The organism is Streptomyces sp. NPDC001515 (assembly GCF_053597115.1).
This window is the reverse complement of record NZ_JBSFHN010000004.1, coordinates 169,789-189,939: the sequence shown is the minus strand read 5'-3', so window position 1 is coordinate 189,939 and position 20,151 is coordinate 169,789. Positions and strand designations below refer to the sequence as shown.

Here is a 20,151-nt window from a genome sequence, read left to right as displayed (position 1 = left end):
TGAGCACTGATCCCAAAGCGGAGCACTGCTCACATTATGACCGCTGATGCCGAAGCGGAGCGCCGCTCTCGTCGGATGTCAGCGCTCTGCGAAGCGCCGGGCGCCCGACGGTGTCACCACGGCGTCCACGGGGTGGTCGTGCGGTTCCTCGGGAACCCGCGCGACCACCTCGTTGCCGTAGAGCAGGACGACGAGCGCCGGGTCGGCCCCGGCGGCGGCGAGCCGGGCGAGCACGCGGTCGTAGCTGCCTCCGCCCCGGCCCAGCCGCATTCCGCGCTCGTCCACGGCGAGACCCGGCAGCAGCACGGCGTCGGCGGCCAGCACGGCATCGGCGCCGAGCCGGGGTCCGGAGGGCTCCAGCAGTCCGCGCCCCGCCCGTTCCAGCCCTTCCGTGCCCTCGTAGGGCGCCCAGTCCAGGTCGTTGTCCGGCAGGAGCACCGGGAGCAGGACGCGTACGCCCCGGGCGCGCAGCGCGTCCAGCAGGGCGCGGGTGCCCGGCTCGCGTCCCACCGAGACATACGCGGCGACGGTGCGGGCACCGGCCAGCTCGGGGAGTTCCAGGGCGCGGCGGGCGAGGGCCGCGGCGGCATCCGCCACCTCCTGCGGGGTCAGGAGGCCGCGCGCGGCGAGCAGTTCACGCCGCAAGAGCGCCTTTGCGGACATGTCGGAGTTCAACGGGGCACCTTCGGTTGGTACGTACGGTCATATATGAGTACAAAGTTAACCGGAGACTCATCTTCCGCCCATGTGCCCCGGATAGGGTTCTGCGCATGACCCAGTCGAACCCCAGGATCAGCAAGGCCGTCATTCCGGCGGCGGGACTCGGGACCCGCTTCCTGCCGGCCACCAAGGCCACTCCCAAGGAGATGCTGCCTGTCGTCGACAAGCCTGCCATCCAGTACGTCGTCGAGGAGGCGGTCGCCGCCGGGCTGACCGACGTCCTGATGATCACCGGTCGCAACAAGCGGCCCCTGGAGGACCACTTCGACCGCAATTACGAGCTGGAGTCGGCCCTCACCCGCAAGGGGGACGGTGAACGGCTGCGCAGGGTCCAGGAGTCGAGCGACCTCGCGACCATGCACTACGTCCGCCAGGGCGACCCGCGCGGCCTCGGGCACGCGGTCCTGTGCGCGGAACCGCACGTCGGCGACCAGCCGTTCGCGGTGCTGCTCGGTGACGACCTGATCGACCCGCGCGACCCGCTGCTGACCCGGATGGCCGAGGTCCAGGAGCGCGAGGGCGGCAGCGTCATCGCCCTCATGGAGGTGCCGCCCGCCCTGATCCACCAGTACGGCTGCGCGGCCGTGGAGCCGACCGCCGAGGACGACGTCCTGCGGATCACCGGCCTGGTCGAGAAGCCCGACCCGGCCGACGCGCCCAGCAACCTGGCCATCATCGGGCGCTATGTCCTGGACCCCGCCGTCTTCGGGATACTGCGCAGGACCGAACCGGGCCGGGGCAACGAGATCCAGCTGACCGACGCGCTGCAACTCCTCGCGGCGGACGACAAGGTCGGCGGACCGGTGCACGGCGTCGTCTTCCAGGGCCGCCGCTATGACACCGGTGACCGGAGCGACTACCTCCGTGCCATTGTCAGACTCGCGTGCGAACGTGAGGACCTGGGCCCGGACTTCCGGACCTGGCTGCGCAGTTATGTCACGGAGGAGATGTAGGACCTTGAGCAGCACGATCTGGTCGGTGGACGAGCACCTGGACGACATCCTCGCCGCGGTGAGGCCGCTCGAACCCATCGAGCTCCAACTGCCCGAGGCCCAGGGCTGCGTCCTGGTCGAAGACGTCGTGGTGGAGATCGCCCTGCCGCCCTTCGACAACAGCTCGATGGACGGGTACGCGGTCCGGATCGCCGATGTCGCGGGCGCGAGCGAGGAGTTCCCCGCCGTCCTCACGGTCGTCGGGGACGTCGCGGCGGGCGACGCCGGACTGGACGGCGGCCGGCGGGTCGGTCCCGGGGAGGCCGCCCGCATCATGACGGGCGCCCCGCTGCCGGAAGGCGCCGAGGCCGTGGTCCCGGTCGAGTGGACCGACGGGGGCGCGGGCGGCGGTCCGGCCGCCACCATGCGCGCCCACAGCGACGCGCCGGAGGGCGCGGCCGGCGAGGTGCGGGTGCACCGCCCCGTGGAGGCGCGGGCCCACGTCAGGGACCGGGGCAGCGATGTGCGCCCCGGCGATCTGGCGCTGCGCGCCGGTTCGGTGATCGGGCCGCCGCAGATCGGGCTGCTCGCCGCGATCGGCCGCTCCACGGTGAAGGTGCGGCCCCGGCCGCGCGTCGTGGTGATCTCCACCGGCAGCGAGCTGGTGCAGCCGGGCGAGGAGCTGACCGGCGGCCGGATCTACGACTCCAACAGCTTCGCCCTGACGGCCGCCGCGCGCGACGCCGGGGCGATCGCGTACCGGGTCGGCGCCGTCACCGACGACGCGGACGAGCTGCGCGCCACCATCGAGGACCAGCTGATCCGCGCCGACCTCGTGGTCACCACGGGCGGGGTCAGCGTCGGGGCGTACGACGTGGTCAAGGAGGCGCTGTCCTCGGTGGGCGAGGAGGACGGGCCGGGCGGCAGCGTGGACTTCCGCAAGCTGGCCATGCAGCCCGGCAAGCCGCAGGGATTCGGCGCCATCGGCCCCGACCACACCCCGCTGCTGGCGCTGCCGGGCAATCCGGTCTCCAGCTATGTCTCGTTCGAACTGTTCGTCCGCCCCGCGATCCGCACGCTGATGGGCCTGCCCGATGTCGGCCGGCCCACCGTTCGGGCCGCCCTGGACACCGGGAAGGCGCTGTCCTCGCCGTCCGGCAAGCGGCAGTTCCTGCGCGGGACGTACGACGCGGAGGCCGGCACGGTCGCTCCGGTCGGCGGTTCCGGATCGCATCTGATCGCCGCGCTGGCCCAGGCGGACGCGCTGATCGTGCTGCCCGAGGACCTCACCTCCGCCGAGCCCGGCACGGACACGGAGGTGATCCTGCTCCGCTGACCGCCGCCCGGTGGCGGTACGGTGTCTGCCGCTGTGCCGTCCGGGGACACCCCCCGGACCCCGGACCGCACCCGGTGCGGCCCCGGGGCCACCGGCGCCCTACCCGCTAGGCGGACTTGGTTTTGAGTACGCAGAACAGGCTGACGCACATCGACGAGGCGGGCGCCGCCCGCATGGTCGACGTCTCGGCGAAGGACGTCACCGCGCGCGTCGCCCGCGCCAGCGGCCGGGTCCTCGTCTCGCCGCGCGTCATCGAACTGCTCCGGGGCGAGGGGGTCCCCAAGGGCGACGCCCTCGCCACCGCGCGCATCGCCGGGATCATGGGGGCCAAGCGCACCCCGGACCTCATCCCCCTCTGCCACCCCCTCGCCGTCTCCGGTGTCACGGTCGACCTGTCCGTGGCCGACGACGCCGTGGAGATCACGGCGACCGTGAAGACCACGGACCGCACCGGGGTGGAGATGGAGGCCCTGACGGCCGTGTCGGTGGCCGGGCTGACCGTCGTCGACATGATCAAGGCCGTGGACAAGGCGGCCGTCATCACCGATGTCCGGGTCGAGGCGAAGTCGGGCGGCAAGTCCGGCGACTACCGGCGGCCCGCCTCCGGCGGAGCGGACGCGTGAGCGCCCCGGAACCGGCCCCGGCCGACTACCGCGCCCTCGTGGTGACCGCCTCGAACCGCGCCGCGGCCGGGGTCTACGCCGACCGGGGCGGTCCGCTGATCGCCGAGGCGCTGACGGCCCTGGGCTTCGCGGTCGAGGGGCCGCGCGTGGTCCCGGACGGGGACCCGGTGGCCGAGGCGCTGCGGGCCGGGGTGGCCGAGGCGTACGACGTCGTCGTGACCACCGGCGGCACGGGCGTCTCGCCGACCGACCGCACCCCGGAGGCGACCCGCTCCGTCCTGGACTACGAGGTCCCGGGCATCCCGGAGGCGATCCGCGCCGAGGGCCGCGACAAGGTCCCGGCGGCGGCGCTGTCCCGGGGCGTGGCGGGAATCGCCGGGCGCACCCTCGTCGTCAATCTGCCCGGTTCCACGGGCGGGGTGCGCGACGGCCTCGCGGTGCTGGAACGCCTGCTGGTGCACGCCGTCGACCAGCTGCGCGGCGGCGACCACCCTCGACCGGGGAGCCCGAGCTGAACGTCCCGACCTGGCCGGTGATCCTGGTGGACGGCGACGTCGCCCTCCGGCCGATAAAGGTGCGCGACCAGCGCGTGTGGCGCGAGGTCAACCGGCGCAACCGGGACTGGCTGCGGCCCTGGGAGGCGACCGTGCCGCCGCCGGCCCCGGGCGGTCCGGTGGCCCAGCGTCCCACGTACCGGCAGATGGTCCGTCATCTGCGGTCCGAGGCCAACGCGGGCCGGATGCTGCCGTTCGCGATCGAGTACCAGGGGCGGCTGGTCGGGCAGTTGACCGTCGCGGGGATCACCTGGGGCTCGATGTGCTCGGGGCACGTGGGCTACTGGGTGGACCAGGCGGTGGCCGGGCGCGGGGTGATGCCGACGGCGGTGGCACTGGCGGTCGACCACTGTTTCCAGGTGGTCGGACTGCACCGGATCGAGGTGTGCATTCGCCCGGAGAACGGGCCGAGCCGCCGGGTGGTGGAGAAACTCGGATTCCGTGAGGAGGGGCTGCGTCCCCGCTATCTCCACATCGACGGCGCGTGGCGGGACCATCTGATCTACGCGCTCACCGCGGAGGAGGCCCCGGACGGGCTGCTGCGGCGATGGCACAGGTCGCGGCGGCAGCGGCCGGAACAGGCCACGGAATAACATATGTGTTCGAATTTGATCGAGTGATGCCCGCTAACGTGCAGGCAAACGCCGACTGTTGATCCGAACAATCACAAAAAAAGTCCGTGATATCAGCCGGATCGTGCGACACACCGCGCCAATTGGCGGATGCCTCCACTCAAACCCCTCTACGGTGTGAGATGTGAGCAGCAGCGGCCTCATCTACGCAGTCATTGTCGGGGCCTGGGCCGCCTACTTGGTGCCGATGTGGCTCCGCAGGCAGGACGAGCTGAACGAGGCGCGTCCGACCGAACGCTTCAGCACCGCCATCCGGCTGCTCTCCGGCCGGGCGGCGATGGAGCGCCGTTACGCCAAGGAGCTGCGGGGGCGCACCGACGAGGAGGCGGCGCCCGACGCCGACCCGGACGAGATCACGGACTCCCTGGAATCCGTCGACGTCCGGGCCTTTTCCGCGCCCCCGGCGCACACCGAGCTACGGGTGCACGACCCGGCTCGTACGCCGGAGCGCGCTCCCTCGGGGCTCGCGGGACGCAAACGCCCGGGGCGCCCCGCCGGCATCGACGCGGAACGCGCCCGTCGCGCCCAGCGCCTCCAGGTCCTCGCGCGCCGCCGGCGCACCACCGTGGTCCTCTTCCTCGCCTTCACGCTCGGCGCGATCGTCGCGGCGGTCGGCGGACTGCGCTTCCTCTGGGCGCCCGCGGTCCCCGCGGTGCTGCTGAGCACGTACATCGTGCATCTGCGCGCCCAGGAACGGCGCAGGTTCGCCTTCACCATGGACCGCCGCCGCGCCGAGGTCGCCGCCCAGCGGCTGCGCGAGAACCGCCCCCGCCGCCACCAGCCCGCCTCCGCGGCCCCCGTCGAGACCGACGAGGACGCCGAGACGCGCCACCCCGCCCCCGAGCCCACCCCCTCGGTCTCCCCCCAGGAGGCCGGCCGTCGCGCCCTGGTCGAGCAGACGGACCACGCGGAGTGGGTCGACCAGCAGCGCGAACGCGGCCGGGTCCAGGGCGACAGCTGGGAGCCCGTCCCCGTCCCCCTCCCGACCTACGTCACCGCCCCCGTCGCCCCCCGCGCCACCGGCGGCGTCGAGGTCGGCAACCCGGAGACCTGGAGCGCCGCCCGCTCCTCCTCCGCCGAACCCGCCCCCCAGCCTCCCGCCGCCCCCGTGGACCCGGCCCCCCGCCAGCGCTCCACCCCCTCCCGCCGCTCCCGCGAGCGCGGCCGCACCCCCCTCTTCGACCAGTACGAAGAGGGCGACCGCCCCCGCGCCGCCAACGAGTGACCCCCGCCCCCGCCGCCGCGACGCCGCCACGGCTGACCAGCGCGGAACGGATTTCCGACCACCCCGTGGAGGGTGCTAGAGTTTCACTCGTCGCAAGGGCCTGTGGCGCAGTCTGGTAGCGCACCTCGTTCGCATCGAGGGGGTCTGGGGTTCAAATCCCCACAGGTCCACGCACAGATGTTCTTGAGTTTGCTCAGGAACGAGACGAGATCCCGTCCGATCGCATGATCGGGCGGGATCTTCGTCGTTGTCGGGCGGGTGATGCCCCGGCCGCTTCGGGTCATGCCGGGGCCGGGGTGATGTTCTGGTTGGCGTGGAAGAAGTTGTCCGGGTCGTAGGTCTGCTTGATCTCGGACAGGCGGTCGTAGGAGCCGCGGTAGGTGGAGCGGATGCGGTCGGTCGGTTCTTCCTGGCCGAGGAAGTTGACGTAGGCGCCGCCCATGGAGTGGGGATGGAGCTCCGTCCAGAAGTCGACGCACCACTGGCGGACGCGGTCGGCGTTGGCCGGGTCGGGGTCGATGCCGGCGACGACGCCGGACCACATGGCGTCGCGGTAGGCCCAGGGGGTTTCGGCGGGGCCGACGCGGTGGGCGGCTCCGTCGACGGGGTAGAGGTGCATGGTCGACAGGGCGGTGGGCAGGGCGCGTCCGTACCTCTCGTAGACGTCGATCGCCTCGTCGGAGATCGAGTCGAAGAAGTCGCCGCGCCAGTACCACTGGAGCCCCTTGGGGATCAGGTCGTCGAACATGGACTGGAGGGCCGGGTAGGGCATGGGGCTGGTGAAGTGGAACGCGGGGGGCGCCGGGTCGTTGACGGGTGCCAGGGCCTCCTCCAGCCGGCCGTCGGCGAGGTCGCCGGTGTAGCACCAGACGACGCCGCACATCTTCCGGCCGTGGATCTCCTCCGGGAAGGGCGGGCCCGGGGGGACCGCCAGGAGGGCGAAGAAGCCGTTGAGTTCGTCGGGTGCGGCGGGCAGGAACTCGCGGTACCAGCGGAGCACCTCGGCCGTGCGCTCGACCGGCCACACGGTCACCGCGACGCCCACCGTGTCCACCGGGTGCAGCCGGTAGGTGAAGGAGGTGACGACGCCGAAGTTGCCGCCGCCGCCCCGCAGCGCCCAGAAGAGGTCCGGGTGCTCCTTCTCCGAGGCGGTGACGAACGTGCCGTCGGCCAGGACGACGTCGGCGGCGAGCAGACTGTCGATGGTCAGGCCGTAGGCCCGGGTCAGATGGCCGTGGCCGCCGCCGAGCGTGAGGCCGCCCACGCCGGTCGTCGACATGATCCCGGCCGGTACGCCGCGTCCGAACGTATGGGTCGCGTGGTCCACGTCGCCCAACTGCGCGCCGCCGCCCGCCTGGACCGTGCCGGCCCCCGGGTCGACGCGCACCCAGCGCATCGGCGAGAGGTCGAGCGTCAGCCCGCCGTCGATCAGGCACAGCCCCGGGCCGCTGTGGCCGCCGCCCCGGACCGCGAGGTCGATGCCCGACTCCTGGGCGAAGGCGAGCGTGGCGCGCACGTCCGCCGCGTCCACGCAGCCGGCGATGGCCGCGGGGCGTCGGTCGATCATGGCGTTGTAGAGGCTGCGGGCTTCGTCGTACCCCTCGTCCGCCGGAGTCACGACAGGCCCCCGCAAGGTGTCGCGCAGGGTGGCGAGGGCCGTTCCGTCGATGCTGGTCATGGTCGAACACCTCTGGGCGGTCCCGGGTCCGGGACCTCGACATCACGGTTCCAGTGTGACGCGGGTCACATGGGCGGGCGAGGGGTGGGCCCCTCGTTCCCCGCGTTCCGTCCTGCCTGCCCTTCGTCGCCCCGTGCCGGCCCGCCGCCCCGCGCGTCTCCTTCCGCTTCCTCTTCCCCGTTTTCGGCCGTGCCTTCCGGGCGGAGGCGGGAGGGGACCTCGGCGAGACGGGCCGCCGGGTGCCAGTCGCGGCCGCCGGGGAGGGACCAGTCGTAGTGGACGGCGAGGAGGCGGAGGAGGAGGGCGAGTGCGATGCCGAGGCCGGTGCCGATCTGGGGGGTGCCGGAGTACCAGCAGACGACCGTGACGCCGGAGACGACGAGGGCCACCGTGGCGTAGAGGCCGTTGCCGCCGAACACGGCCGGGCGGCGTCCGAGGACGATGTCGCGCAGCGCGCCTCCGCCGACGGCGGACATGGTGCCCAGGAGGACCGCGGGGAGCCAGCCGAGCCCGGACTGGAGGGTCTTGTTGACGCCCGCGACGGACCAGAATCCGATGACGGCGGCGTCGAGGACCGTGAAGGCCCGCGTCCAGACGGCCTGGCCCATGTTCATCAGGAAGGACACCAGGATGCCGGCGAAGCAGGCCGCGAGGTACGCGTAGTCCGTCAGGGCCACCGGGGTGCCGTGCTGGAGGAGCACGTCGCGCATCAGGCCGCCGCCGAGGCCCGAGAGGATTCCGACGACGAGGAAGCCGAAGAGGTCGAGGCCCTCCTCCCGGGCGATGACGCCGCCGAGTACGGCGCACCCCAGCACGCCCGCGAGGTCGAGATAGCGCGTCGCGGCGGTCAGCTCGGTGGTCACGTGGAACGCGAGGACGAGGGAGGACATGGCAAGCACCGTAGGCACGGCACAGGGCCGATTCCCGGGGCGACCCGCCCATGCGCGGTGCGCGCCTCAGCCCCCGTCGCCTCCGCCCCCGTAGCCCCTCCCGTCAGCGCGCCCCGTCAGCGTGCCCCGTCAGTGCGCGCCGTCCAGCCTGGCCCGCTGGTCGTCCGTCAGTTCCAGGTCGAGGGCGGCCAGGCTCTCGGTGAGCTGGGGGACCGAGGAGGCGCCGACGAGGGGCAGGACGGGGAGGGGGTGGGCGAGTTGCCAGGCGAGGACGACCTGGGCGGGGGTGGCGCCGGTCTCGCGGGCGACGGCGTGGAGGACGGCGAGGCGCGCCGGGGTGCCGGGGTGGTCGTAGTCGGCGGGGAGGGGCTTGTCGGGGCGGGTGTAGGCGCCGCCCAGGAGCGGGGAGTAGGCGACGAGCGCGAGGCCGGGTTCGGCGCGGAGGTAGCTGAGGAGTTCGGGGCCGGCGTGGCCGAGGCTGCCGTCCTGGAAGAGGGGGCTGGGGACGTCGAAGCGGGGGCGCAGGAGGCTGTGCTGGTACTGGAGCACCTCGTAGCCCGCCAGCCCGGCCGAGGCCGCCAGGGAGCGGGCGCGCTCGACCCGCCAGACCGCGTGGTTGCTCGCGCCCAGGAGACCGACCGTGCCCTGGGCCACCAGTTCCCCGAACGCGCCGACGGTCTCCTCCAGCGGGACGGTCCGGTCCTCGATGTGCGCGTACAGGAGGTCGATCCGCTCCACACCGAGCCGCTCCCGGCTGCGCTCGACGGCCTCGCGGACGGCCTTCGCGGACAGGCCCTCCGCGTTGTCGACGTAGCCGGTGCCCGGGGCGAGCGGTTCCGCCCCGAGCTTGGTGGCGATGACGATCTCGTCCCCGACGCCCCGGCTCCGCCGCCACCTGCCCAGCAGCCGTTCGCTCTGGCCGCCGAGGCCGCCGTCGACCCAGTACGCGTAGTTGTCGGAGGTGTCGATGAACGTGCCGCCCGCCTCGACGTAGTGGTCCAGGATCGCGAACGAGGTCTTCTCGTCGGTCACCGAGCCGAACAGCATGGCCCCCAGGGCGAGCGCGCTCACCTCGCGGCGGGTGGCGGGGCCGGTGCCGATGGTGCGGTACTTCATGGGTCCCCCTCGGGTCGTGGCCGCCGCCGTCGGCGGCGTGGATCCGGAGGAGAGTCTTCTTGTTGAAGTGCGCTTCAAGGCAAGTGCTTTGGGGCTACGGAACGACGGAGGGCTCCCTTACGCTGATGCGGGTTGGACCGATCCCTGCGACTCCCCGTACCGAGGAGCGGCCCGTGACGACAGGCGTACCCGGACCCGGGTCCCCCGAGCCCCCGATCGACACCAGCAGGCCCCACCCCGCCCGGGTCTACGACTGGTTCCTGGGCGGTACGGACAACTACCCGGCCGACCGCGACTTCGCGCGGACGCTGCCCGAGGAGACCCGCGCGAACGCGGCGAGCAACCGGGCCTTCGTGCACCGGTCCTCCGCCTGGCTGGCGCGGTGCGGGATCGACCAGTTCCTGGACATCGGCGCCGGTATCCCCACGGAGCCCAATCTCCACCGGATCGTGCAGACGATCGTGCCGTCGGCCCGGGTCGTGTACGTGGACCACGACCCGATCGTCCTGCGGCACGCGCAGGCGCTGCTGAGCGGGACGCCCCAGGGCGCCACGGGCTTCGTCCACGCCGATGTGCGCGCGCCGGCGGTGATCCTCGAACGGGCCCGGGAGCTGCTGGACTTCGACCGGCCGGTCGCCCTGTCGCTCAACGCGGTGCTGCACTTCCTCACCGACGGCGAGGATCCGTACGGGCTCACCCGCACCCTGGTCGGCGCGCTGGCCCCGGGAAGCTTCCTGGTCCTCTCGCACGGCACCATGGACGAGCACCCGGAGCTGCGGCAGAGGGTGGAGTCGGCGTACCGGGAGGGGGCCATCCCGCTGGGGATCCGGACGCACGCGGAGGTCCTGCGGTTCTTCGAGGGGCTGGACCTGGTGGAGCCGGGGCTCGTCCCCACGAACGCCTGGTACAGGGACGGGCCCGCCCCCGCCGCCGGGCGCAGCGGGTTCTACGCGGGGGTCGCCCGGGTGGGCTGACGGGCCGCCCTCAGCCCTGGAGCGGCTTCGCGAAGCAGCGGCTGCTGTCGTACGTGCGGTAGTGGCCGAACTTCTCGCACGGGGTGTAGCCGCTGGAGACGTACAGGGCGATCGCCTCGGGCTGGCGGTCGCCGGTCTCCAGCACCATGCGGGTGCGGCCCGCCGCGCGGGCGTCGTCCTCCAGGGCGGCCAGGATGCGGCGGGCCAGGCCCTGGCCGCGCCCCTCGGTTATGACGAACATCCGCTTGAGTTCGGCGTCGCCGTCCGCGTACCCCTCGGCGTTCCGCTCCTGTGCGCGCCAGCCGCCCGTGGCCACCGGGCGGTCCCACGCGTCGTACGCGAGCAGGTACAGACCGTGCGGCGGCGTGAACATCGAGGCGTCCAGCGGTGTGACGTCGCCCTCGTCCCCGTAGCGCTCGGCATATTCGAGCTGCACGAGATCGTTGAGTTTGACGGCATCGGGGTGGTCGTAAGGAGTCGGCCGGATAATCATACGGAGAATGGTACATGTATGCGGTCGGTGTGGTCGGTATCGTGCCGGAATGCTCACTGCGACCTGTGACAGTGTGCCTCGCGGTCTCCGAACGCCTGTGAACTTGAGGAGCGTGCTTTGCTCACTGTGACCTCCGTGAACGTCAACGGTCTCCGGGCCGCCGCGAAGAAGGGTTTCGTGGAGTGGCTGGCGCAGACGGACGCCGATGTGATCTGCCTCCAGGAGGTGCGCGCCGAGTTGGCGCAGCTGCCGGACGGGGTGGGTGAGCCGGAGGGCTGGCACACCGTCCACGCGCCCGCCGCCGCCAAGGGGCGGGCCGGGGTCTCCGTCTACTCGCGCCGGGCGCCCGAGCGCGTGCAGATCGGCTTCGGGGGCTTCGGCGTCGAGGGGGCCGAGGAGTTCGACACGAGCGGCCGGTACGTCGAGATCGACCTGCCCGGCGTCACCGTCGCCAGCCTCTACCTGCCCTCCGGTGAGGTCGGCACCGAGAAGCAGGAGGAGAAGGAGCGCTTCATGGCCGCCTTCCTGCCCTATCTCGTGGGCCTGAAGGCGCGCGCCGCAGCCGGGGGCCGCGAGGTCGTCGTCTGCGGCGACTGGAACATCGCCCACCGCGAGGCCGACCTGAAGAACTGGCGCGCCAACCGCACGTCCTCCGGCTTCCTGCCAGAGGAGCGCGCCTGGCTGACCCGGGTCTTCGACGAGGCCGCGTACGTCGATGTCGTCCGCGCCCTGCACCCGGACACCGAGGGCCCCTACTCGTGGTGGTCCTACCGGGGCCGCGCCTTCGACAACGACACCGGCTGGCGCATCGACTACCACGTCGCCACCCCCGGCCTCGCCGCGACCGCCGTGAAGGCATGGGTCGAGCGGGCCGCCACGCATCCGGAGCGGTGGAGCGACCACGCGCCGGTGACGGTGGTGTACGAGAAGTAGCGCGGTCCCGCGCGGGTCACCGGCCGGGCGGCGCTCGGACCGCATGTCCCGGCCGCCCGACGCCGCGAACGCGCCCGTGTCCGCGGCGAGAAGGGCAGCCGCCGGGGCGGCCGGCGTCAGGCGACCGCCGCTCGAAAACCGAGCTGCGCACTCCGGGGTCATCGCCCTACGGTGGGGCGCATGTCCGAGCCCTCCGCGCGCGATTTCTACGACGATCTGGCCCACGACTACCACCTGATGTTCCGGGACTGGGACGCGAGCATGGCTCACCAGGCCGAGGTACTGGGCGCGCTCGTCCGCCGGTCTCTCGGTGCGGGACCGCACACCGTCCTGGACTGCTCGTGCGGGATCGGCACCCAGGCCATCGGGCTGGCACGGGCCGGGCACCACGTCGTCGGCGGCGACCTGAGCCCGGTCGCCGCCTCGCGTGCCGCCGCCGAGGCGGCGGCCCGTGGCAGCCGGCTTCCGGCCGTCGCGGCCGACATGCGCCACCTCCCTTTCAAGGAAGCGTCGTTCGATGTCGTGCTCTGCGCGGACAACTCGCTCACGCACCTGCTCTCCGAGCAGGATCTCCGGACGGCTCTCTCGGGCATGAGGCGGGTGCTCCGGGACGACGGACTGTTGATGATCACCGTCCGGTCCTATGACGAGGTGCGCCGGACCAGACCCACGTCGACCCCTCCCCAGGTCTCGCCCACGCAGGACGGCCGGGCGATCACCTTTCAGCTGTGGCACTGGCACGAGGACGGCGAACGCTACGACCTGGAGCACTTCCAGCTCGTCCCCGCGGACACCACCTGGCAGGTCCGGGTCCGCCGGACCACCTACTGGGCGCTGACGCCCCCGCAGCTGACGGAGTTCGTGACGGAGGCCGGCTTCACCGGGATCGTCTGGCACAGTCCGGCGTCCAGCGGGTACTACCAGCCCGTCCTCACGGCCCGGCGCGCTCCCTCGGCGCGGTAGCCGGCCGCACCTTCTCGTCCCCGCTACGGCGTCGGCGGCCGTGCCTCCTCGTCCCGGCGCAGCCGCCGGTCCAGGGCCATCGAGAGTTCCGCGTCGACCACCGCGCGGGCCAGGGGGCGCAGTTGGGGTGGTTCGTGTTCCGTGCTGTGGGCGCGGAGGGTCGAGACGAAGAGGTCGGCCAGGGCGTCCGCGTGCTCGCGGACCTGGCGGCCGGAGTCCAGGACGGTGGCGAGGGGGACGCCCTCGCGGACGAGTTCGGCCGAGACCTCCAGCAGGCGGCGGCTGATGTGGACGACCTCGGCGCCGTCGGTGCCGAGGTAGCCCAGCTCCATGGCCGTGGCCAGGTTCTCCGGGGTGGACTCGCCCTCGAAGTAGTCCGCGAGCTGCTCGGGGGTGAGCCGGACCGGGACCTCCTCGGTCGGTTCGCCCAGCCCCAGGACCTCCGCGACATCCCGTCCGCTCTCGAACGTACGGGCCAGATCGGCGATGCCGGACAGGGTGTGGCCGCGTTCCAGCAGCCCCGCGATCGTGCGCAGCCGGGCGAGGTGGTGGTCGTCGTACCAGGCGATCCGGCCCTCGCGGCGGGGCGGCGAGATCAGGCCCCGTTCCCGGTAGAAGCGCACGGTCCGGACCGGGATGCCGGCCTCCTTGGCCAGCTCCTCCATGCGGTACTCGCGGTGCTCGCGTCCTTCAGCCACACCGGCCACCCTATGTTGTACCGCCGGTAACTTTCCCTCGTCGGCCCCCTACCCATTGGTACGCGGCTGCTCTACTCTCCCAATTATGCCAGTGATTGCTGGCAGAGTCGTGTGACGTACCGCGGGAGGCGGCAGCATGGCCCAGCACGAACACGTACGCGTGGCGGTGATCGGATCAGGGTTCGGGGGCCTCGGCGCCGCGGTCCGGCTGCGCCGCGAAGGCATCACCGACTTCGTGGTCCTGGAACGGGCCGGCGCGGTCGGCGGCACCTGGCGCGACAACAGCTATCCGGGCTGCGCCTGCGACGTCCCGTCCCACCTCTACTCCTTTTCGTTCGCCCCCAACCCCGACTGGCCGCGTACCTTCTCCGGCCAGGAGCACATCCGGGCGTATCTGGAGCACGTCGCGGACACCTTCGGAATCCGGCCGCATCTGCGGCTGAACCACGAAGTCACCGTGATGCGCTGGGACAAGGACGAGCTGTACTGGGCGATCGAGTGCGCCAACGGCACCACGTTCCACGCCGATGTCGTCGTCTCCGCCACGGGACCGCTCTCCGACCCGAAGACCCCCGACATCCCCGGGCTCGCGGACTTCCCCGGCACGGTCTTCCACTCCGCCCGCTGGGACCACGACACCGACCTCACCGGCAAGCGCGTGGCCATGGTCGGCACCGGCGCCTCCGCCATCCAGATCGTGCCCGCGATCCAGCCGAAGGTCGGCAAGCTCACCCTCTTCCAGCGCACCCCGCCCTGGGTGATGCCGCGCATGGACCGGAAGATCAGCGGAGCCGAGCGCGGACTCCACCGCGCCCTGCCCTTCACCGGCACCCTGCGCCGCGGACTGCTGTGGGGCATCCGGGAGTTGCAGGTCAGCGCCTTCACCAAGCATCCCGACCAGCTCGGCCTGGTCGAGCGAATAGCGAAGTCCAACATGGCGCGCGCCATCAAGGATCCGGCGCTGCGGGCCAAGCTGACCCCCTCCTACCGCATCGGCTGCAAGCGCATCCTGCTCTCCAACACCTACTACCCGGCTCTCGCCCAGCCCAACGTGGACGTGGTCGCCTCCGGTCTGGCCGAGGTGCGTGGCTCCACGGTCGTCGCCTCCGACGGTACGGAGGCCGAGGTCGACGCCATCGTCTTCGGCACCGGCTTCCACGTCACGGACATGCCGATCGCGGAACGGGTGATCGGCGCCGAGGGCATCACGCTCGCGGAGTCCTGGAAGGACGGCGTCCAGGCGCTGCGCGGGGCCAGCGCGGACGGCTTCCCCAACTGGATGACGATCATCGGCCCCAACACCGGGCTGGGGAACTCCTCGATGATCCTCATGATCGAGGCCCAGCTGAACTACATGGCCGACTACCTGCGCCAGCTGGACGTGCTCGGCGGCCGGGTCGCGCTGGACGCGCGCCGCTCCGCCGTCGGCGCCTGGAACCGCCGCGTCCAGGACCGGATGAAGCGCACCGTCTGGAACACCGGGGGCTGCGACAGCTGGTACCTCGACGCCAACGGGCGCAACACCACCGTCTGGCCCGGCACCACCTCCGAGTTCCGCCGCGTGACCAAGAACGTCGACCTCGCCGAGTACCAGGTCGTCCGGGCCGCCAAGGGCGGATCGGTCCCCGAGCAGCGCCAGCCCCACAAGCGGCCGGCCGTGGGGACCTCCGTCACCGAGGAGGCCACCCGATGAGCCGGCCCCTGCGCACCGCGCACCACCGCCCGGTCCCCGCACGCGAACTCATGGTCGTCTCCGCCGACGGCTCGCGCATCCACGTCGAGGTGCACGGCCGCGACGACGCCCCGGCCGTCGTGCTGTCCCACGGCTGGACCTGCAACACCCACTTCTGGGACGCCCAGATCAGGGACCTCGCCGCCGACCACAAGATCATCGCCTACGACCAGCGCGGCCACGGCACCTCACCGGCCCCCGGCCGCGACGGCTACAGCACCGGGGCCCTGGCCGACGACCTCGAAGCGGTCCTCGCCGCCACGCTCGCCCCCGGCGAGAAGGCCGTCCTCGCCGGGCACTCCATGGGCGGCATGACCCTCATGTCCGCCTCCCGCCGCGCCGGGCTGCGCGAGCACGCCGCCGCCGTCCTGCTGTGCAGCACCGGAAGCTCCCGGCTGCTGGCCGAGGCCCGGGTCGTCCCGCTGCGCCCCGGCGCCGTGCGGACCCGCATGACCCGCGCGATACTCGGCGCCCGCGCACCCCTCGGACCAGTCACCCCGCTTTCGCGTCGCATACTCAAGTACGGGACGATGGGGGCGGGTTCGTCCCCCCACCGGGTGGACACCTGCGCCCGTATCGTCCACGACTGCCCCCGGCGCCCCCGGGTCGCCTGGGGCCACGTCCTCGCCGATCTCGATCTCGACGAGGGCGTACGGGAACTCCGCGTGCCCACCGCGGTCATCGCGGGTACGGAGGACCGGCTGACGCCGCCCGTCCACGCCCGCGCCATCGCGGCGGCGCTGCCCGACTGCCTGGGGCTGACCGAGCTGGCGGGCATGGGCCACATGACTCCGGTCGAAGCGCCGGAGGTCGTCACGGCGAAGATCCGTGAACTGGTGACCGCGTACCTCCCGGCACGCGGCACCGCCGTTGCCGAGGACAAGAAGGAGGAGGAAGTCGCATGAGCGGCAGGCGGAGTCTTGAGGGACAGGTCGTCGTCGTCACCGGAGCGGCGCGTGGCGTGGGCGAGCTGCTGGCCCGCAAGCTCTCGGCGCGCGGTGCGACGCTGGCGCTGGTCGGCCTGGAGCCGGACGAGCTGAAGAAGGTCTCCGAGCGGCTGCACGGGGAGAGCGACCACTGGCACGCCGACGTCACCGACCACGAGGTGATGGCCCGGGTCGCCGACGAGGTCAAGGAGCGCTTCGGCAAGGTCGACGTCGTCGTCGCCAACGCGGGCGTCGCCACCGGCGGCCCCCTCGTCGACTCCGACCCCCTCGCCTGGCGCCGGGTCATCGAGGTCAACCTCATCGGCGGCGCCGTGACCGGACGGGCCTTCCTGCCCGTCCTCATGGAGAGCCGGGGCTACTTCCTCCAGATCGCCTCCCTCGCCGCGATGACCCCCGCCCCGATGATGAGCGCCTACTGCGCCTCCAAGTCCGGAGTGGAGGCATTCGCCCACAGCCTGCGCGCCGAGGTCGGCTACCGGGGCGTGAAGGTCGGCGTCGGCTACCTCTCCTGGACCGACACCGACATGGTCCGCGGCGCCGACGAGGACGACGTCATGCGCGACCTGCGCCAGCGCCTTCCCTGGCCGACCAACCGCACCTATCCCCTCGGCCCGGCCGTCGACCGCATCGTCGCCGGCATCGAGCGGCGCTCGCCGCACGTGTACGCACAGTGGTGGCTGCGCGGCATGCAGTCCGTCCGCGGCTACCTCCCCTCCCTCATCGGCGTCGTCGGCCAGCGCGAGATGAAGCGGTTCGCCCCCCGCCTGGACGGCATGCGCTCCGGCCTCGTGGGCGCCGGAGGCGCCGCCGACCAGCACGAACGGGCAGCACGCCGAGCCTCGGACACCCAGCGTCAATGATCGAAATGCGATGAATCGCCCGCCGTGAAAGTCTGGTCGAGGCCCCTCCCGGGCCGACCCCCCACATGTCGAGGAGTGACCAGCATGGGCATCGCCGACCAGTTCAAGGACAAGGCCAAGGACCTCGCCAACCAGGGCAAGCAGAAGGCCGGCGACGGCGACAAGGACAGCAAGGACCGGTCCAAGGACATGTCCGACCGCGCCCGCGACGCGGCCGACAAGGGCCGCGACAAGGCCGAGAACGCGGCGAACGACATGAAGGACAAGTTCAACAGCTGACGCGCGGCTGTCGGAACGCGAGGGGCGCACCCGGAACCGTCCGGATGCGCCCCTTTCGCGCGCTCCTTGCCGGATTCCGGCAGGAATCCCCCCATCGGACTGCCGCCCCCGCCCGGTGACGGCCCCGCCCCGCCCCGGCGATCATGGGATCCGGACGACCGGACGGCCCTGGGTGCCGAGGTCCGCGTGAGGTGGGGGAGAGGGCATGGATACCCTGGACGTGATCGGGGCGGTGTTCGTCGCCGCTTCTACCGGCGCCTGCGTCTCCCGACGGCGGGCCCGCCGGTGCGGCGACATCGTCCGCTCCGCCCGTCACACGAGCGCCCGGCCCCGGTGCGGAGGACGCCGAGCATGAGAACCCCCGTCGCCCGGAGCGAGGCAGCCGCCGCCATCGCCCTCTGCTGGGCGGTCAGCGCCGTCGGCTACGCCGTGTTCGCCGCCCTCGACCAGCCCACCCTGCACATGACGCCCCTGATCCTCATGGGGCTGGCCCGCTGGTTCTTCGTCCACCACCGCTACTGGCGCGCCGCCACCGTCGCCGCGCTCACCGGCAGCGCCGTCTTCGCGCTCCTCCTCGACCCCTTCCGCGCCGCCGCCAACCCGTATGTGGCCAACGCCCTCGTCACCGCCCTCGCCACGACGGCCGCCGTCGCGGTCTTCACGGCCGTCACCCGTGCCCGGCCGCGCGCCGGGCGCGTCAGCGCGCCTTGACGCTCTCGATGAACGGCGCCCACGCGGTCGCCGTGACGACGAGCGCGGGGCCGTGGGGACGCTTGGAGTCGCGGACGGGGACGAGACCGGGGTGCCCGTCGGCCACTTCGAGGCAGTTGCCGCCGCTGCTGTTGCTGTAGCTGCTTCTACGCCAGGTTGCGGCGGTCAAGTCGTGTTGGTTGCGCGCCATTTCGGTGTTCCTCTGCCGCAGCCTCGATCATGGCCAGGGACGCCTCCAGCGGCGAGGCGGCGACCCTCAGGAAATCGTACGATCTCCGGTACTGCTTCACGAGGCCCGGATCGTCGATGGTCTGGCCGTGGTGCTGGCCTTCCATGTAGACGAGCGGCGGAGCATCAGCGAAGTCGAGCACCATGATGCCGCTCTGCATGAGCGGGTGCGCTCCGGTTTTCCACGGGACGATCTGTGCAAAGATCCTGCCGCGCTTGGTGAGAGCGGCAATGTGGTCGAGCTGTTCGGCCATCTGTTCCGGGGGCAGGATGGCGTTCCATAGCAGGGACTCGGGCAGGATCACCCAGTACTCGGGGGTGAGGGGGTTGTCCTCGAAGAGCTGCGCTCGCGCCAGTCGCGCTCTGACCTTCTCGTTGGTCGCCTCCGGGAGCTCCCGCAACCGCTCGACGCCGATCACAGTGCGTGCGTATGCCTCTGTCTGGAGCAGCCCGGGAACGAGGGTGGGCGACCACTCCTCGATGGTCAGCGCCTGCTTCTCCGCCTCCAGCACCCGCGCGAAGTACTCGGCGTGGCCCTTGCGTCGGGCCTCCCGCACGTCTTCACAACGCCGACTGAAAAAGTCCCCGCCCAGCTTGAGGTCCACATGCGCGGCCAGATCGGGCGGCATACGGCGGTCGCCGTGCTCGATCGCGCTGAGCATGCCGACTCCGTAGTAGCTGCCGTCGAGCAGCTTCTCCATCGTGAGGCCCGCCGCCTCTCTCTGGTGCCGCAGCTCCTTCCCGTAGAACTGCGGCACGCCCGCCGAACCGTCGATCTCCTTGGCCACCGCCGACCGCCTTTCACACATCGCTCTGTGGAGCGGAATCCCCTGTCACGGTAGAGGCCCATGCGCCACCGTGTGAGGTGTTCGTCACAGTCAGCAACGAAAGGTGTACGGCACTCATGAACGACTCACAGGCCGCCGGGGCATACGCGTACGACATCGGGCCGGAGATCGACGCCCTGCGCGCCGCGCTCCTCGCGCACGGGATCACGTTGCCGTCCCTCGGCGTCGATCCGCTGACGCTGGCGGCGCGGACCACCCGGCCGCCGCTGGTCGCGTTGGGGAACTGCACCGTGGAGACGGCGCGACGGCTGGCCGAGGTGCTGCGCGGTGCGGCGGTGCCGGGGTGAGCGTGCTGCCGTTCGCGGTGGACCTGGTGGCCGTACCGGAGGCCGTTCCGGAGGTGCGGCGGATGCTGCGGAAGTGGTTCGAAGGCGCGGATGTGGATGATCTGACGCTCTGTGTCGGCGAGTTGCTGGGCAATGTGATCGCGCACGTCGGGGTGGGGAGCCCGGTCACGCTGCGCGTGAAGGGCACGGCCACCGGTCGTGTCCGTGTGGAGCTGCGCGACCACGCCCCCGCCGTCTGGCCGGTGCTGCGGACGGCCGCCCCGGGCGAGGAGTCCGGGAGGGGGCTGCAGCTCGTGGACGCGCTGGCTCTGGGGTGGGGCGTGGAGCAGGGGCCGAACTGCAAGACGGTGTGGTGTGAGCTGCGGGCGCCGGTGGTTCGACCGCTTTGCTCAGGCTTCGCTCAAATGCGTTCTGCGCGGGTGATGTTGATGTTTTGATCATGATGCGCAGGACTGACCCTGTGGCCGGTTCCGCCGAGCCCTTGGAGGATTC

At 72.0% G+C, this 20,151-nt stretch carries 24 protein-coding genes and 1 tRNA gene; 17 read left to right on the top strand and 8 right to left on the bottom strand.

Going from position 1 to position 20,151, the window contains the following annotated elements; all coding sequences use genetic code 11:
• Positions 1-78 precede the first annotated feature (78 nt).
• Positions 79-663, bottom strand: a complete 585-nt coding sequence (locus ACWCXC_RS07410) for a 5-formyltetrahydrofolate cyclo-ligase (RefSeq protein ID WP_450887187.1) — start codon at positions 661-663, stop codon at positions 79-81.
• A 107-nt stretch (positions 664-770) separates the two neighbouring features.
• Between ACWCXC_RS07410 and galU the strand changes: the two genes are divergently transcribed.
• The 7 genes from galU to ACWCXC_RS07375 all read left to right on the top strand — a co-directional run bounded on the left by galU (position 771) and on the right by ACWCXC_RS07375 (position 6,192).
• Positions 771-1,673 (top strand): UTP--glucose-1-phosphate uridylyltransferase GalU, encoded by a 903-nt coding sequence (gene galU, locus ACWCXC_RS07405; RefSeq protein WP_450887185.1) that lies wholly within the window; start codon positions 771-773, stop codon positions 1,671-1,673.
• A 4-nt stretch (positions 1,674-1,677) separates the two neighbouring features.
• Positions 1,678-2,988 (top strand): molybdotransferase-like divisome protein Glp, encoded by a 1,311-nt coding sequence (glp, locus tag ACWCXC_RS07400; protein ID WP_450681700.1) that lies wholly within the window; start codon positions 1,678-1,680, stop codon positions 2,986-2,988.
• A gap of 122 nt (positions 2,989-3,110) precedes the next feature.
• On the top strand, positions 3,111-3,611 hold the full coding sequence (gene moaC / locus ACWCXC_RS07395; protein ID WP_450681701.1) for a cyclic pyranopterin monophosphate synthase MoaC: 501 nt from the start codon (positions 3,111-3,113) through the stop codon (positions 3,609-3,611).
• On the top strand, positions 3,608-4,126 hold the full coding sequence (locus ACWCXC_RS07390) for a MogA/MoaB family molybdenum cofactor biosynthesis protein (protein ID WP_450887182.1): 519 nt from the start codon (positions 3,608-3,610) through the stop codon (positions 4,124-4,126). Before moaC ends, ACWCXC_RS07390 begins: the two co-directional genes overlap by 4 nt.
• A 17-nt stretch (positions 4,127-4,143) precedes the next feature.
• The gene (locus ACWCXC_RS07385; protein WP_450681703.1) at positions 4,144-4,758 is read left to right on the top strand and encodes a GNAT family N-acetyltransferase; all 615 of its coding nucleotides are present in this window, start codon (positions 4,144-4,146) and stop codon (positions 4,756-4,758) included.
• 163 nt (positions 4,759-4,921) lie between these two features.
• On the top strand, positions 4,922-6,022 hold the full coding sequence (sepX, locus tag ACWCXC_RS07380) for a divisome protein SepX/GlpR (RefSeq protein WP_450887179.1): 1,101 nt from the start codon (positions 4,922-4,924) through the stop codon (positions 6,020-6,022).
• 96 nt (positions 6,023-6,118) lie between these two features.
• Positions 6,119-6,192: transfer RNA gene (locus ACWCXC_RS07375), tRNA-Ala, on the top strand.
• A gap of 110 nt (positions 6,193-6,302) precedes the next feature.
• Here ACWCXC_RS07375 and ACWCXC_RS07370 read toward each other — a convergent pair.
• The 3 genes from ACWCXC_RS07370 to ACWCXC_RS07360 all read right to left on the bottom strand — a co-directional run bounded on the left by ACWCXC_RS07370 (position 6,303) and on the right by ACWCXC_RS07360 (position 9,706).
• A complete protein-coding gene (locus tag ACWCXC_RS07370) occupies positions 6,303-7,700 on the bottom strand; it encodes an FAD-binding oxidoreductase (RefSeq protein ID WP_450887177.1) in 1,398 nt (465 codons plus the stop codon).
• A gap of 65 nt (positions 7,701-7,765) precedes the next feature.
• A complete protein-coding gene (locus tag ACWCXC_RS07365; RefSeq protein WP_450681706.1) occupies positions 7,766-8,590 on the bottom strand; it encodes a trimeric intracellular cation channel family protein in 825 nt (274 codons plus the stop codon).
• Between the two features lie 129 nt (positions 8,591-8,719).
• Entirely contained in the window at positions 8,720-9,706 is a 987-nt protein-coding gene (locus tag ACWCXC_RS07360) for an aldo/keto reductase (protein ID WP_450681707.1), read from the bottom strand.
• Between the two features lie 173 nt (positions 9,707-9,879).
• Here ACWCXC_RS07360 and ACWCXC_RS07355 point away from each other — a divergent pair, with 173 nt between their 5' ends.
• Positions 9,880-10,680, top strand: a complete 801-nt coding sequence (locus tag ACWCXC_RS07355; RefSeq protein WP_450887175.1) for an SAM-dependent methyltransferase — start codon at positions 9,880-9,882, stop codon at positions 10,678-10,680.
• 10 nt (positions 10,681-10,690) lie between these two features.
• On the opposite strand, the gene ACWCXC_RS07350 is transcribed toward ACWCXC_RS07355, so the two are convergent.
• Positions 10,691-11,173: a GNAT family N-acetyltransferase gene (locus ACWCXC_RS07350; RefSeq protein ID WP_450681709.1), complete on the bottom strand. Its 483-nt coding sequence runs from the start codon at positions 11,171-11,173 to the stop codon at positions 10,691-10,693.
• Between the two features lie 117 nt (positions 11,174-11,290).
• Here ACWCXC_RS07350 and ACWCXC_RS07345 point away from each other — a divergent pair, with 117 nt between their 5' ends.
• The gene (locus ACWCXC_RS07345; protein WP_450681710.1) at positions 11,291-12,106 is read left to right on the top strand and encodes an exodeoxyribonuclease III; all 816 of its coding nucleotides are present in this window, start codon (positions 11,291-11,293) and stop codon (positions 12,104-12,106) included.
• Between the two features lie 180 nt (positions 12,107-12,286).
• The gene (locus ACWCXC_RS07340; RefSeq protein WP_450887172.1) at positions 12,287-13,069 is read left to right on the top strand and encodes a class I SAM-dependent methyltransferase; all 783 of its coding nucleotides are present in this window, start codon (positions 12,287-12,289) and stop codon (positions 13,067-13,069) included.
• Positions 13,070-13,092: 23 nt separating this feature from the next.
• Here the strand turns inward: ACWCXC_RS07340 and ACWCXC_RS07335 are convergent, their stop codons facing one another.
• A complete protein-coding gene (locus tag ACWCXC_RS07335; protein WP_450681717.1) occupies positions 13,093-13,734 on the bottom strand; it encodes a MerR family transcriptional regulator in 642 nt (213 codons plus the stop codon).
• Positions 13,735-13,903: 169 nt separating this feature from the next.
• Here ACWCXC_RS07335 and ACWCXC_RS07330 point away from each other — a divergent pair, with 169 nt between their 5' ends.
• The 5 genes from ACWCXC_RS07330 to ACWCXC_RS07310 all read left to right on the top strand — a co-directional run bounded on the left by ACWCXC_RS07330 (position 13,904) and on the right by ACWCXC_RS07310 (position 18,296).
• A complete protein-coding gene (locus ACWCXC_RS07330) occupies positions 13,904-15,460 on the top strand; it encodes a flavin-containing monooxygenase (RefSeq protein WP_450887170.1) in 1,557 nt (518 codons plus the stop codon).
• Positions 15,457-16,404, top strand: coding sequence for an alpha/beta fold hydrolase (locus tag ACWCXC_RS07325; protein ID WP_450683228.1), 948 nt, complete (start codon positions 15,457-15,459; stop codon positions 16,402-16,404). The genes ACWCXC_RS07330 and ACWCXC_RS07325 overlap by 4 nt, the downstream gene beginning before the upstream one ends.
• Positions 16,401-17,306 (top strand): SDR family oxidoreductase, encoded by a 906-nt coding sequence (locus ACWCXC_RS07320; RefSeq protein ID WP_450887168.1) that lies wholly within the window; start codon positions 16,401-16,403, stop codon positions 17,304-17,306. The genes ACWCXC_RS07325 and ACWCXC_RS07320 overlap by 4 nt, the downstream gene beginning before the upstream one ends.
• Positions 17,307-17,390: 84 nt before the next feature.
• Positions 17,391-17,585 (top strand): hypothetical protein, encoded by a 195-nt coding sequence (locus tag ACWCXC_RS07315; RefSeq protein ID WP_450683230.1) that lies wholly within the window; start codon positions 17,391-17,393, stop codon positions 17,583-17,585.
• A gap of 351 nt (positions 17,586-17,936) precedes the next feature.
• A complete protein-coding gene (locus ACWCXC_RS07310) occupies positions 17,937-18,296 on the top strand; it encodes a hypothetical protein (RefSeq protein WP_450887165.1) in 360 nt (119 codons plus the stop codon).
• On the opposite strand, the gene ACWCXC_RS07305 is transcribed toward ACWCXC_RS07310, so the two are convergent.
• The gene (locus ACWCXC_RS07305) at positions 18,283-18,486 is read right to left on the bottom strand and encodes a DUF397 domain-containing protein (RefSeq protein ID WP_450887163.1); all 204 of its coding nucleotides are present in this window, start codon (positions 18,484-18,486) and stop codon (positions 18,283-18,285) included. The two genes, ACWCXC_RS07310 and ACWCXC_RS07305, sit on opposite strands and share 14 nt — an antisense overlap.
• Positions 18,443-19,333 (bottom strand): Scr1 family TA system antitoxin-like transcriptional regulator, encoded by an 891-nt coding sequence (locus tag ACWCXC_RS07300; protein ID WP_450887161.1) that lies wholly within the window; start codon positions 19,331-19,333, stop codon positions 18,443-18,445. Before ACWCXC_RS07300 ends, ACWCXC_RS07305 begins: the two co-directional genes overlap by 44 nt.
• Before the next feature lie 95 nt (positions 19,334-19,428).
• On the opposite strand from ACWCXC_RS07300, the gene ACWCXC_RS07295 reads away from it, so the two are divergent.
• Positions 19,429-19,659, top strand: coding sequence for a hypothetical protein (locus ACWCXC_RS07295; RefSeq protein WP_450683234.1), 231 nt, complete (start codon positions 19,429-19,431; stop codon positions 19,657-19,659).
• Entirely contained in the window at positions 19,656-20,096 is a 441-nt protein-coding gene (locus tag ACWCXC_RS07290; RefSeq protein ID WP_450887159.1) for an ATP-binding protein, read from the top strand. Before ACWCXC_RS07295 ends, ACWCXC_RS07290 begins: the two co-directional genes overlap by 4 nt.
• The last annotated feature ends 55 nt before the right edge of the window (positions 20,097-20,151 follow it).

Coding starts and splice junctions, on each gene's coding strand:
- ACWCXC_RS07310 (WP_450887165.1), top strand. CDS start 17,937: ATGAGAACCCCCGTCGCCCGGAGCGAGGCAGCCGCCGCCATCGCCCTC.
- ACWCXC_RS07315 (WP_450683230.1), top strand. CDS start 17,391: ATGGGCATCGCCGACCAGTTCAAGGACAAGGCCAAGGACCTCGCCAAC.
- ACWCXC_RS07295 (WP_450683234.1), top strand. CDS start 19,429: ATGAACGACTCACAGGCCGCCGGGGCATACGCGTACGACATCGGGCCG.
- ACWCXC_RS07365 (WP_450681706.1), bottom strand. CDS start 8,590: ATGTCCTCCCTCGTCCTCGCGTTCCACGTGACCACCGAGCTGACCGCC.
- ACWCXC_RS07410 (WP_450887187.1), bottom strand. CDS start 663: ATGTCCGCAAAGGCGCTCTTGCGGCGTGAACTGCTCGCCGCGCGCGGC.
- galU (WP_450887185.1), top strand. CDS start 771: ATGACCCAGTCGAACCCCAGGATCAGCAAGGCCGTCATTCCGGCGGCG.
- ACWCXC_RS07320 (WP_450887168.1), top strand. CDS start 16,401: ATGAGCGGCAGGCGGAGTCTTGAGGGACAGGTCGTCGTCGTCACCGGA.
- ACWCXC_RS07370 (WP_450887177.1), bottom strand. CDS start 7,700: ATGACCAGCATCGACGGAACGGCCCTCGCCACCCTGCGCGACACCTTG.
- ACWCXC_RS07360 (WP_450681707.1), bottom strand. CDS start 9,706: ATGAAGTACCGCACCATCGGCACCGGCCCCGCCACCCGCCGCGAGGTG.
- ACWCXC_RS07340 (WP_450887172.1), top strand. CDS start 12,287: ATGTCCGAGCCCTCCGCGCGCGATTTCTACGACGATCTGGCCCACGAC.
- ACWCXC_RS07330 (WP_450887170.1), top strand. CDS start 13,904: ATGGCCCAGCACGAACACGTACGCGTGGCGGTGATCGGATCAGGGTTC.
- ACWCXC_RS07335 (WP_450681717.1), bottom strand. CDS start 13,734: ATGGAGGAGCTGGCCAAGGAGGCCGGCATCCCGGTCCGGACCGTGCGC.
- ACWCXC_RS07300 (WP_450887161.1), bottom strand. CDS start 19,333: ATGTGTGAAAGGCGGTCGGCGGTGGCCAAGGAGATCGACGGTTCGGCG.
- ACWCXC_RS07350 (WP_450681709.1), bottom strand. CDS start 11,173: ATGATTATCCGGCCGACTCCTTACGACCACCCCGATGCCGTCAAACTC.
- ACWCXC_RS07325 (WP_450683228.1), top strand. CDS start 15,457: ATGAGCCGGCCCCTGCGCACCGCGCACCACCGCCCGGTCCCCGCACGC.
- ACWCXC_RS07305 (WP_450887163.1), bottom strand. CDS start 18,486: ATGGCGCGCAACCAACACGACTTGACCGCCGCAACCTGGCGTAGAAGC.